At 34.1% G+C, this 11,680-nt stretch carries 13 protein-coding genes; 1 reads left to right on the forward strand and 12 read right to left on the reverse strand.

Features of this window, described 5'->3' with window-relative positions; genetic code table 11:
- Position 1 precedes the first annotated feature (1 nt).
- Together DAY19_RS08105 and mbhE are read right to left on the reverse strand one after the other, a co-directional pair.
- Positions 2 to 427, reverse strand: coding sequence for an MnhB domain-containing protein (locus DAY19_RS08105; RefSeq protein ID WP_115361214.1), 426 nt, complete (start codon positions 425 to 427; stop codon positions 2 to 4).
- Positions 420 to 2,393 carry a hydrogen gas-evolving membrane-bound hydrogenase subunit E gene (gene mbhE, locus DAY19_RS08110; RefSeq protein WP_158536843.1) on the reverse strand — a complete coding sequence of 658 codons (1,974 nt, stop codon included), beginning with the start codon at positions 2,391 to 2,393 and terminating at the stop codon, positions 420 to 422. Before mbhE ends, DAY19_RS08105 begins: the two co-directional genes overlap by 8 nt.
- 283 nt (positions 2,394 to 2,676) lie before the next feature.
- Here mbhE and DAY19_RS08115 point away from each other — a divergent pair, with 283 nt between their 5' ends.
- Complete coding sequence (locus tag DAY19_RS08115; RefSeq protein ID WP_115361219.1) at positions 2,677 to 3,573, forward strand: LysR substrate-binding domain-containing protein; 897 nt, start codon at positions 2,677 to 2,679, stop codon at positions 3,571 to 3,573.
- 29 nt (positions 3,574 to 3,602) lie between these two features.
- Here the strand turns inward: DAY19_RS08115 and DAY19_RS08120 are convergent, their stop codons facing one another.
- The 10 genes from DAY19_RS08120 to DAY19_RS08165 all read right to left on the reverse strand — a co-directional run bounded on the left by DAY19_RS08120 (position 3,603) and on the right by DAY19_RS08165 (position 11,478).
- Positions 3,603 to 3,830, reverse strand: a complete 228-nt coding sequence (locus DAY19_RS08120) for a hypothetical protein (RefSeq protein WP_115361221.1) — start codon at positions 3,828 to 3,830, stop codon at positions 3,603 to 3,605.
- A 252-nt stretch (positions 3,831 to 4,082) separates the two neighbouring features.
- Entirely contained in the window at positions 4,083 to 4,421 is a 339-nt protein-coding gene (locus DAY19_RS08125; protein ID WP_115361223.1) for a hypothetical protein, read from the reverse strand.
- Position 4,422: 1 nt separating this feature from the next.
- Positions 4,423 to 4,782 carry a DUF6488 family protein gene (locus DAY19_RS08130; protein ID WP_115361226.1) on the reverse strand — a complete coding sequence of 120 codons (360 nt, stop codon included), beginning with the start codon at positions 4,780 to 4,782 and terminating at the stop codon, positions 4,423 to 4,425.
- A 9-nt stretch (positions 4,783 to 4,791) separates the two neighbouring features.
- Positions 4,792 to 5,562 (reverse strand): HupE/UreJ family protein, encoded by a 771-nt coding sequence (locus tag DAY19_RS08135; protein ID WP_115361229.1) that lies wholly within the window; start codon positions 5,560 to 5,562, stop codon positions 4,792 to 4,794.
- A 42-nt stretch (positions 5,563 to 5,604) separates the two neighbouring features.
- A complete protein-coding gene (locus DAY19_RS08140) occupies positions 5,605 to 5,979 on the reverse strand; it encodes a hypothetical protein (protein ID WP_115361231.1) in 375 nt (124 codons plus the stop codon).
- Positions 5,980 to 6,069: 90 nt separating this feature from the next.
- A complete protein-coding gene (locus DAY19_RS08145; RefSeq protein ID WP_115361233.1) occupies positions 6,070 to 6,540 on the reverse strand; it encodes a hypothetical protein in 471 nt (156 codons plus the stop codon).
- A 69-nt stretch (positions 6,541 to 6,609) separates the two neighbouring features.
- A complete protein-coding gene (locus DAY19_RS08150; RefSeq protein ID WP_115361235.1) occupies positions 6,610 to 6,882 on the reverse strand; it encodes an RNA recognition motif domain-containing protein in 273 nt (90 codons plus the stop codon).
- A gap of 250 nt (positions 6,883 to 7,132) precedes the next feature.
- On the reverse strand, positions 7,133 to 7,342 hold the full coding sequence (locus DAY19_RS08155; RefSeq protein WP_115361237.1) for a DUF4177 domain-containing protein: 210 nt from the start codon (positions 7,340 to 7,342) through the stop codon (positions 7,133 to 7,135).
- Positions 7,343 to 7,354: 12 nt separating this feature from the next.
- Positions 7,355 to 9,676: a NeuD/PglB/VioB family sugar acetyltransferase gene (locus DAY19_RS08160; protein WP_115361239.1), complete on the reverse strand. Its 2,322-nt coding sequence runs from the start codon at positions 9,674 to 9,676 to the stop codon at positions 7,355 to 7,357.
- The gene (locus DAY19_RS08165) at positions 9,676 to 11,478 is read right to left on the reverse strand and encodes a polysaccharide biosynthesis protein (protein WP_158536844.1); all 1,803 of its coding nucleotides are present in this window, start codon (positions 11,476 to 11,478) and stop codon (positions 9,676 to 9,678) included. The genes DAY19_RS08160 and DAY19_RS08165 overlap by 1 nt, the downstream gene beginning before the upstream one ends.
- Positions 11,479 to 11,680 lie beyond the last annotated feature (202 nt).

Genomic DNA, 11,680 nt, shown 5'->3' on the forward strand with positions numbered 1-11,680 from the left:
CTTATTGTTTATTCCTCTTTGAAAAGTCGACAAATTTCACATAGGCCATTGTTGTACTAGTAGAAACAATTGCAAAAACAATTGAATCAAAGAGTAGAACCGAACTTACTTTTCCAGCAATAGGAAAAGGTATCTTAGTCCATATAGCACTTAAACCGGACTTACCAATAAACATTGGTGAGATAAAGACAAGAACTAGTAATAGAATGCAAATGGCAACGATTGAAGAGTAATTATCGTTCAACCACATCTTAGTTCTTGATTCACTTCGGGCAATGATGTGAAGAATCAAAGCTAAAGACATAAGTAGCCCACCAATAAAACCTCCACCAGGAAGATCATGTCCTCTTAAAAGAAAGATAAACGAAAGTATTCCTAAAAGTGGACAAACGACTTTAAAACTTCCTCGAATTAAAGATTCATTCACGTTTACCTCGCTTTGAGAAGATCGCTAAAACACCAATGATTGCGATAGCAACAACTAGAACTTCTCCAAAAGTATCCATCGCTCGATAATCCACTAAGATAACGTTTACGACATTCTCCCCTTTTGCAAGAATCTTTGAGTTTTCAAAAAAGTATCGACTCGCACTCAAATCAAACTTCATGCGATTTGCTATTGCAAATAACCATAGAGATAAACCAAAAAGTAATGCTACGATGAAATTGTTGAGTTTTATATTTCGCCTATAATTATCTCCATTAATCGGTACAGCCTTTATCAAAAAGAAAACAAAGAAGAGAGAAAGTGTTTCAACCATTAGCTGTGTCATACTCACATCAGCGGCACTATGATAACCAAAGAATACGACTAAGAAGAAACCTGATATAACAAAGTAAAGGATTGCTTTAATATCAGAACGACTTAAGTATGCAAAAATAAGACCTCCTAGAACACCAGCTAAACATAAAGCCTTAGAAAGTGTAAGGTCTATCTCAGGGATACTTATATTTGATATTCCAAATTGAGTACTTATAGTAAGTATTGCAAGGAATCCAACCGTACATCTTATATAGTGAGCAAAGTCTCCATTTACCATAAGAGAGTTCATCTTTTTGAATATATCAAGTGTATAATGAAGAGCTTTTACAAGCTTTGGCCATGGACTAAATTCAGAATACTTTCGAGATAGGCCATCAAAACTTACAAAGTACTTATCGAGGATAAAGCTTCCTGAAATACTTCCTAGAATTGTTATAAGACTTAAGATAAGAACAATATTGTAAGGATATTCAAACCCATGCCATAACTTAATATATGTATTGTCGTTGAAAAGGCCAGTATCAATTAAAACACCATCTGAAATACTACCTAAACCAAATAAATTAGGAGCGATCGCAACTAGTAAGGCCATCACTGAATATAATAATGGTGAGATCAGTAAGCTTTTATAACCTTTAGCATGAATTGATCTTTCTTTGTCGACACGCTTTCTAGGCCAAGTAACTCGCAAGAGATTAATTGCTTGAATTCCCATAAAGAGATTACCTAGAAAGAAAGTCGGAGTAACAATCCATAAAAGTTCAGATTTAATACTCGTTGTATAAATAAACTCTTTAGCATAAAAACCGATACTCAAAGGAAACCCAACCATACTCATGGCACATAAAAGAGCAATAATGAATGGTAGGATACTTTTATTCTCACTATTAATAAGATCTTCACGCTCCATTGTATTGTAAGCTTTTGCAAAATAGCCGACAAATTGGAATAGGCCAGCTTTATAAAAAGCATGCGCAACTACAAGTAAGACAAAACTTATCATAGAGTAATCACTAGCAAGTCCAAGTAGAATAGCTAGCATACCGAGGATACAAATAGTTGAGTATGCCAACATGGTCTTAAAATTACCCTGTAAAAGGCATTGAAATCCACCATATAAAACAGTAATGACACCTGAATAAACAAATAGGTCTTGCCATAGAATACTTTGAGAAAATAATGGAAATATTTTAACACCTAATAGCAAACCGGCCTTTACCATAGTCGCAGAGTGTAGAAAACTACTTACAGGAGTAGGACCGGCCATGGCCAGTGGTAGCCAATAAGAGAATGGGAAGAGAGCAGACTTTGAAGCAATTCCTATAAATATTGCAAAAAGTGATAAGTTAAAATATTCATGTTGATGAAAGTTTGTAACCTTAAATAACGTTGGTAAGTGAAGAGATTCAAAAAATGTTAAACCCGATTCCATCCCTATTTGAGAAGTCATCATTATTCCGGCCAAAAGAAAGAGTCCACCTCCAACAGTAGTATAGAGGGCCCACTTCGCCTTCTCCTTAACTTGTGAGTCTTCATTCTTAAGTCCAATCAAGAAGAACGAAGTAACACTTGTCATTTCCCAAAATAAATAAAGTAGTAATAGGTTTGCGGAATATATAATTCCAAACATTGAAATAGTAAAAAGAGTAAGGGATGTATAAAAAACAGTTTTAACTCGAGAAGAATAGCTCTTCATGTAAAAGTAACTATATAGAAAAACCCCCACCCCTATTATGGCAACAAGAGTGCCAAATAAGTTATCTATACTTGTAGCTGAAAATAAATTATCCATTAGTATTTTCAATGTGTTCCTTCGTACAAACTTACAAATTTGATTTTAACAGCATTATAAGATATTAATAAAATATATAAAAATAATCTTTAGTATTGAAAAAATTAATAAAAGGTTAAGTATGAAATGGATTAATTATCATCATCTTATATACTTCAGAGAAATTGCCAGACAAGGCAGTATATCTAAAGCTTCAGAGGTTTTAAAGGTTGGACAGCCCGCCTTAAGTACTCAACTAAAAAACCTAGAGGAATACTTGGGTGTACAGCTCTTTGAACGTAAAAGAAGAAAAATGGTATTAACAGGGCCTGGAAAAGTTGTACTTGAGTACGCCTCTAAGATAAACTCACTAGGTCAAGAGTTAATAGAGTTAATTGATGACAAGGTGTTTACTAATGAAATTCACCTAAGCATTGGTGCGCTTGATAGTATACCTAAGCACTTAATATGTGACATTGTTGACTTGGCCCATCGTAAGACGGGATGCTTCCTTTCAATTTACGAAGGATCTCCTGATGAACTGTTAAGGCAGTTAAAGACACATCAAATCGAAGTCATGATATCGGATCAAGAAATTAACAAGCTAGAAAGACATAATATCTTTTCCAAAAAAATATTAACAAAACAAATTAGTGTCTACGCTTCAGCTGAATATGAACATTTAAAGAAGGGATTTCCTAAATCACTTGATGGTGCACCTTGCATTGTTCCAACTTCCCATTCAAAAATTAGAAGCGATGTGGAATATTTCATGCATGAAAAAGGAGTAAGGCCAAAGATTATTGCAGAAACTCAAGATACTTCGCTTCAAAGAATCTTAGCAACACGAGGCGATGGTCTAATCTTCTTACCTAGTTTCATTACAAAAGATCTCGTAAATGATAAAAAGCTTGTAAAAATTGGCAATCTGAAAGGTGTAACGACTAGTTATTATTTGATATATAGTAAGAGAATTATTGAGAATCCAGCTTTGGACTTCATTCTTAAGCAGAACTTTGAGAGAATGAGGCTACGTTAATTAAAATCATAGCCTCATATTTTTAACTGTTAAGTCTTTTTGTACTTGTCTGCATTAGACAATTGTTCGTTTTTCTTTTTTGCCACTAAATGATCGGCCGTAACGCCTTTGTTCTTATCTTCTCTTTTATTCATTTTTCCGGCATTAATACGATAGTCTCGTTTCGATGATCTTACTTTAATAAATTTTTGTATCGAAATATACACTCCGATCACAGCTAAGCATGAAAGTAAGAAAATGATTTCGTTGGCACTCATTAAATGCTCCTTTGTTTATACCTTGTCTTAATATACAGGAACAAGTCACTTCAATAAAATATATATTGCCAATAGGATGTATTAATTTATTCAATAGTATTTTTTTCAACTTTAATTTACTTATGAATAATAACAAGCCCTTAACAAGAAATGTCAGGAAATATTATGATTGTATAAAGGATTCATTCATTACTGGAGTGATTTGAGCAAGAAAGAAGAGGGAGAATGTTAACCTCCCTCTGTGATATGTCTTTAGAAGAATTTTACAACGTAAGTGTGAACAAAGTAGCCTACACCCAAGAGAACAATACCGCTTGAATAACAACTCCAAAACCCTAGATTAAATTTTTGTGCCAAAAGAAATGGAACAAAGAATAATAGAGAGACAGGAATAGCAACGAACACACTTTTTGCATATTCAACAGACTGACTTGAATCTCCCCATTCCAAATGAGAAAAAGCTAAAGCTAGTAATGTCGTTAAGGGAAGGGCCGTAATAAAGCCGGCCAATCCAGTCTTCTTACCTGATAACCACGAAACAAAACTAATTAAAACAGCCGCAACGATTGTCTTTCCTACTGCTAACCACATATTACTTCCCCGTAAAGTTTGCCGCTACAAACTCACCTGTAAGTTTTAAAAAGATATAAAGCTTCTTACCTTTTACACCTTTTTCGTTATTAAATGTAACAACCCATTCAGTCTTCTTACCAAATACTTTCTTTACTGATGTATCATATTTTGCAGCCTTCCATGACTTATCGATCTTGCCAGCACTAATAAGTCTTAGCATATGATACTTCCCAACTTCTTTACTCTTTTCTTTAGAGATTGAAACTTTTTTATGAGAGTGACTATGTCCATGAGAATGTCCATGACCATGTGAATGACCAGTTCCTGCAAATGACAGACTGCTTACACAAAGCAGAATTAAAAGTGATAGTTTTTTCATATTTTCTCCTTATAAATTATCATGTTGATATTCTTGCTCATTTTCTAATTTCATATGGTGGTGCATATGATTGTCTTCACTAAAGCCAAACTCATCTGGCCCAGAGGTATGAAGATAGCCATGTAATTGCATTAGAAGAAGCATGAAACCTGCTAGCATTATCCCATCATTAAATACTCGTGAGAGCCTTTTAAACATATGATGACGACGTAATTGTGTGATAATCAAAAGCATAATCGCAAGGGCCACGATCTGCCCAAGTTCAACCCCAATATTAAAAGAAATAATTCGCATTAGCATACCACTTCCCTTCTCTCCTAAAGGAAGTTGTTGTAGACGAGTAGAAAGGCCAAAACCGTGTATTAGACCGAAGATAAAGACCATCCACAATAAACTTGGCGACTTATTCATTCCAAAGTATTCTTGAAAGCCTTTATTATTATCAAATCCTTTGTAAATAACAGAAATAGCAATAACAGCATCAACTAACCAATAATTAGCTGTAATCCCCATAAAGGTTGCAAAGATTAAAGTAATACTGTGACCGAGTGTAAATATACTTATAAATCGCACAATATCTTTAAATGTTTTTAAAAAGAAGATAACCCCAAACAAGAAAAGTAAGTGGTCATATCCTGTAATCATATGCTCAGCACCAAGCCAAACATATCTTAAAAGGCCACCATCTATCATGGCCTGTTTTGCTTCTTCACTAATTCCGTGTGCAAATAGATTTGCAGAAAAAAGAAGAGGCACAAATCCGCGTATTAACTTAGACATAAATTCTCCTAGTAAAAAATAAAAAAATTAATCGTTATTTTTTTAACAAATAGGAGGCTTAAACAAGGTATTAGGAAAGAATTTTGAAACGAGGCTTTTTTCCAAGAATGTACTTTTATTGACTTCGAGAAATGGAGTCGTAAAGCTTATCTTAGAAAGATTATATATTTGAAATTCTGAGTTAGAGATTTTTCTCGTACCATGGTGATGCTCGTGCTCTTCACCATCTTCAGAGTGTTTATGTGAATGAGTGTGGGGTTCATCATCAATATTATCATGATGAGTTTGGTTTATATTTTGATATTTAATTAGATGTTGATCGACCGTACTAACCCCATCATAAATAGAAGCAAGTGCCTTTGCCTGAACACACAGACAAATTATCAGTATAAATATATTTAAATAAAGCTTCACCACCTAGCTATTTTAATAGAATTCTTAATATATAGTAAAGAAGTAAAGCCCCCTATAAGGAATAATTGCGTCATTACCAAGAGGTATTGACCATTAGCACATGTGACCGCTTACGATGCCCTGTGCATTTTTCATTGATGTCTCATATGTATGAGAAACTTCATGAACAAGACTATCAACACAGCACTCAAGCATGTCCTTATCTTGTAAACTTAAAACTTCTTGATTTGTTAACTTAGCAATCGTATTGATAATGTAAATTAAATCAAGTCTTGTAACTTCATGGTTATGATAATCAAGATTGAAATCAAATTCATTACAATTGATCTTCTTCTCTAGATTGATCAAAGCTTGCTGTAGTTTGTTTTCACAAGTAGCGATACGAATATCTTCTAAATGAGAAATTGAGATAAATTTTGTAATCCCCTCTTTTTCGAATCTAATTTCAAAAAAGTCACTAATACCATCATACATTTTGAAGATATTAGTAATTTCACCAACACCGCTTTCTAAAGAATAAACCTTAGTTTTATTTTTAATATAGTCATTTAAATCGATAATCATACTTTCTCCTTTGATTAGAACTTTTTTGTAATGGCGCCATAAATGACGCCCATTTGTTCAAATAAAAGACTAGTAACGATTAGTTCTTTCTTTAACTCGTGTTTTTGCTAGATTAACAATTAATGGTCTTCCCATAAATTCTTGGTCATGAAGTTCAGTTATAGCTTTTTTAGCATCTTCTCCATTTTCCATTTCAATAAATCCAAAGCCTCTACCACGGCCAGAGTCACGATCTCTAATTAGGTTGATACTTACAACTTCTCCAACATTAGAAAAAAGTGTTTTTAATTCAGAATCTTCAATATTATATGAAAGGTTTCCTACGTAGATGTTTGATTTCATTTTTACCTCCAAGGTAAGTGATGAGACTATGATGTCTCTCTCGTAAAAGGTTACGAGTTATATTTAAAATATTTTGGTCTAGAGAAGTTTATAAAACAGTGATGATGAGCTACATGAGCTATAAAGACGTCTTCGGACTCTCTTAGTATACACTACAATGTCTGTAATAACAAACAAATGCTTTTGATCTATGATTACACAGCCTTAGATGATGATATTTTATAAAAGAAGGATTTATAGAATACTCGTTTTATCTTCCTACAGTGAGAATAACTGTCTCTCTTTGCCAAAATAAGAGAAATCGCTTTTTTTCGATAACTTGAAAAACCACCTGCCAACCTTGTGTGGCCAAGAAATTAATTCTAGCTTCTAGTTTTTTTACAGGAATATTAGAGGCGCCTAAGAATACCGTTCCTAGGCCGCCCTCTGAAATTGTTTCGACTTTATACTCTTTAAACATCAACGACCTATTCTATGCAACAGCAAGTTGAGGCTTTAGTAAATCGATAACCTCGATAAGGTTTTTCGATACAAAATCAACTTCTTCTTTTGTCATCATTCCATGAAAAGGAAGAGCTAGTGTTCGTGTACTAATATCAATTGTATTTTCTAGCCCAGAGGTATCCACTTTAAAGTTTTTCATAAATGGTTGCTCATGTATTGCATCAAAGTATGCTCGAGCAGGAATCTCTCTTTTTCCAAGCTCTTCAATAACAGCATCACGACTTATACCACGTCCAAGTTTGACCACATAGACAAACCAGCTCATCGTGACACCCTCATCAATTACTTGAAGAGTAAGATTCTCATGCCCCTTTAGGGCGTCATTATACATATGAGCAACGCGCTCTCTATCATCAAGAATTTTATCAATTTTATTAAGTTGAGTAACACCAAGTGAAGCACTTAGCTCACTCATTCGGCAATTAAACCCTAGAAAGTCGTGCTTGAGCCATCCCCCCATGCTACTTCTTCCTTGGTTTCTTAAGGCCCTTACATGCATTGCCACTTCTTCGTCATCAGTAACAAGTATTCCACCCTCACCTGTTGTGATTTGCTTATTTGGATAAAACGCAAATGTAGAAACATCTGCAAATGTACCAACCATTTTTCCATCTATTTTTGCACCTAGTGCTTCACAAGAATCATCTATCGTTTTGAGGTTGTGTTTCTTAGCAATTTTACAAATCTCTTTCCAATTTGCAGGATGACCAAAGATATCAACACCAAGAATAACCTTAGTTTTATCCGTTATCTTTGCTTCAATATCTCTTGGACATACACAATGAGTAACGTCTTCAATATCAGCAAAGACAGGAGTTGCACCTGCATGAAGAATAACTGAAACAGATGAAACAAAAGTATAAGAAGGTACTATTACTTCATCTCCCTCTCCTACGCCAAGGGCAAGAAGAGCTAAATAAAGAGCAGAAGTACCAGAGCTTACAGCGACTGCTTCTTTAACTCCAATATAATCCTGAATATTTTTTTCAAACTCTTCAACCTTTGGTCCAAGAGAAAGAATACCACTTTCTAGAACTGAAACAACGCCGTCAATATCATCTTTTTCAATAACAGGCTTTGCCATTGATAATCTAATATCTGCTTTTTCAACTTCTTTATTCACAGGTAATCTCCTTACTGGCTGACCTATATAAGTCCCCGGCTTATCAATATTTTTAATAACACTAGAATTAAGTCCAATAACAACTTCAGAACATATTTTCACAAGAGGTTTTACGACAGAGCCTGCTCCAACCATAGTCAACTCACCAATATGAACTCCTCCGCAAAGAGTTGTATTAGGACAAATATGTGAGAAGTCCTCAACGACACAATCATGCTCAACAATAGATCCAGTGTTGATAATGACATGATTACCAACGACAGCGTTAGGGCCAATATATGCACCACTTAGAACAACAGTTCCATGGCCAATGACAGCACTTTCATGAATCGTAGCACTAGGATGTATAATCGTTTCCCATTTAACTGATAAGTCTTGTGAAAGCTTCTTTCTAATTGAATTACTCCCAATTGCTAGAACTCCACGAACTCCTGTAATATTCACAGGCAGAGAATCTGTTAAAATTGCTTCCTTATAAGAATGAAGAGCTTGAATATTATCTAAGTTTTTATCATAGATTGCGTATATATCTTGGCCACTTTCCTCGGCCGCAAATTGTACTGAAAGCGAATGGCCACCACCCCCAAATAAATAAAAAGGATGATCGAATCGTTCCATACTCTTTGTTTTACTAGAATTAATACCGACAGGCTTAATCATCTGCTTTATTGTCATTAAAATTATTTTAATATCAAAGAAAAAGGACTGTTCTTCAATATAAGAGATATCAAATTTAAACTTTTCATTCCAAGAAAGAGAGTTTCGACCTGATACTTGAGCAAGACCAGTTAGACCAGGTTTTACATCGTGTCTTCTCGCCTGTTCTTTTGTATAGAATGGTATATATTCTTTAAGAAGTGGTCTTGGGCCTACAACACTTAAGTCACCAAAGAGAATATTAAAGAACTCAGGGAGTTCATCGATGCTAAACTTTCTTAGCATTTTCCCGTAAAAGCCAATTCTTTGTGACTCATCAAGTGAAGTATCAAGACTCATCGTTCTAAACTTAATCATTTTAAAAATTTTATTTTTGTAACCAACACGCTCTTGAATAAAGAAAATTGGGCGCCCTTGAATAAGTAAACTTAGAAATGATACGAGGACTAAAATAGGAGAAGTAATTGCAATTGCAAAAATTGAAAAAGCAATATCAAAGGCTCTTTTCACTACCCGGCCTCACCAAGCTGAACAATAAAGCCAGACTTATTATTGATCGTATTATTTGTTTCGTTTATTAATTGTGACATCTCCAAAATACAATTTTGGTCATTCTCAATTGCGGCCAGAATAATTTCATTAATACGCTTCATTAGCATTTTACGAGAAATCTCATCATCAACGTTGCTACCACAGTCGCAATTTGGAAGAGTGACAATATCATCATGAGAAGTCTGATGTTCCTCACCAGTTAAATAAAGTTCTTCAAAAAGCTTCTCGCCTTTTTTCATTCCAGTAAAAACGATATTTAGACTATCAAGAGTCTTACCCATTGTTTTTGCAAGTCTTTCGACAATATCAATGATACGAATAGGATCACCCATCTTTAAAACACATAACGAAGCATTCTCAGACACAGTTAAGCTATTTAAAACAAGTCCCACAGCTTCAGGAATAGTCATAAAATAGCGTTTCATTCGAATATCAGTAATAGTTACTTTTTCATTATTTAAGATTTGATCCATTACAATTGGAATTAGAGATCCACTTGAGCCAAGAACGTTTCCAAAGCGTACTGCACGATACTCACAACTACTCTCCTTTGCATAACAAGCTAAAAGGATTTCACATAACCTTTTAGTGGCACCCATTACAGAAGTTGGATTAACGGCCTTATCTGTTGAGATTAGAATAAAGCTCTTTATAGGAAATTCTTTTGAAAGATCTAGTAAGTTCTTAGTACCTAAAACATTATTTACAATTGCTTCTTTTGGATTACTCTCCACTAGTGCCACATGCTTATAGGCTGCTGCATGAAAAATATAATCAGGACATGAAGTTTGAAAGCAGCTTCGTAAGGCTTCCATGTTTGTGATATCAATCATGCGTGGAATAATCTTTGTATCTTCAAGGTTTAATGCTTTAACCTCATTTGTAATTTTAAATAAGTTGTACTCACAATTTTCAATTAGAACAATTTCTTCAGGCTGCATTAATGTCAATTGTCTAACTAATTCTGAACCGATACTTCCACCTGCTCCAGTTACACATACTTTTGCAGATCCAATTGAAACGGCCAGGTCAGAGAGATCCACTTCCTTAGGCTCTCTCCCAAGAAGTGAATTAAGCTCTAATTTATTAATTTTAAAGTTTTGACCCGAAAATAGGTTTGCTTCTGAAATCGTAACTGATAGCTCATTACAGACATCTTTAATAAGCTTAGACTTATTAAAATAGTTGCAATCAATAATGATAACTTCTTTGATTTTAAATTCTTGGATTACTTCTTTTAAGTTCTCAATCTTTCCAAGAACCTTAAACTTTCCTTTAACGAGATTGACATCAAAATCATCAACGAACCCAACGATATTATGTGTTTCTTTATTAACATGATTCGCTAGAGAGACTGCTTTCTTATCGCTTCCAATAATAAGTGTTCTTTGAAAGTTGTGATTATTTGCGTTTTCAAAAATTAATTTACGAACAATTCTCGAGATAAGCATAGTCACAAGAGATACAGAATAGAGACTGAATAGAAACTGCTGATCAACATTAAAAACAAAGTGTAATGAAAAGCAAGTTGCAGTTAGAGCAGTAGCTGCTCTTAAGATACTAAATGGAGTCGTATGCCTCCAAGAGTCTAAATTACTCTGTGTTACAACACTGAAGAAGATAAAAAGTGAAGTGAATTCAAGATAATTGTCGAAGAAAGACTCTTGCCTCACCAATCCTAAAACTACTAAATATGTATTAATAATTAGCAGATCCAAAACTGGCCTAAAGAATATATTTACGACATAGGAAAAACTCACAAATACCCCACTCAAAAAGTTAAATAAATTTTAGCCATCTGCGATATAAACATCAACAAGGTAAATTTATCCTTAATGTAAATAAATCTCCGTTAAGTTATTATTAATAGGAATGAAGAGCATCTTAAAAAATAAAAGTTTGCCTATTTTTAATTCAATAGGAATCGTTTCATATTCACTATGTCAGTGGGTAATTATTAAG

This window comes from Halobacteriovorax vibrionivorans, assembly GCF_003346865.1.
GTDB classification, from domain to species: domain Bacteria; phylum Bdellovibrionota; class Bacteriovoracia; order Bacteriovoracales; family Bacteriovoracaceae; genus Halobacteriovorax_A; species Halobacteriovorax_A vibrionivorans.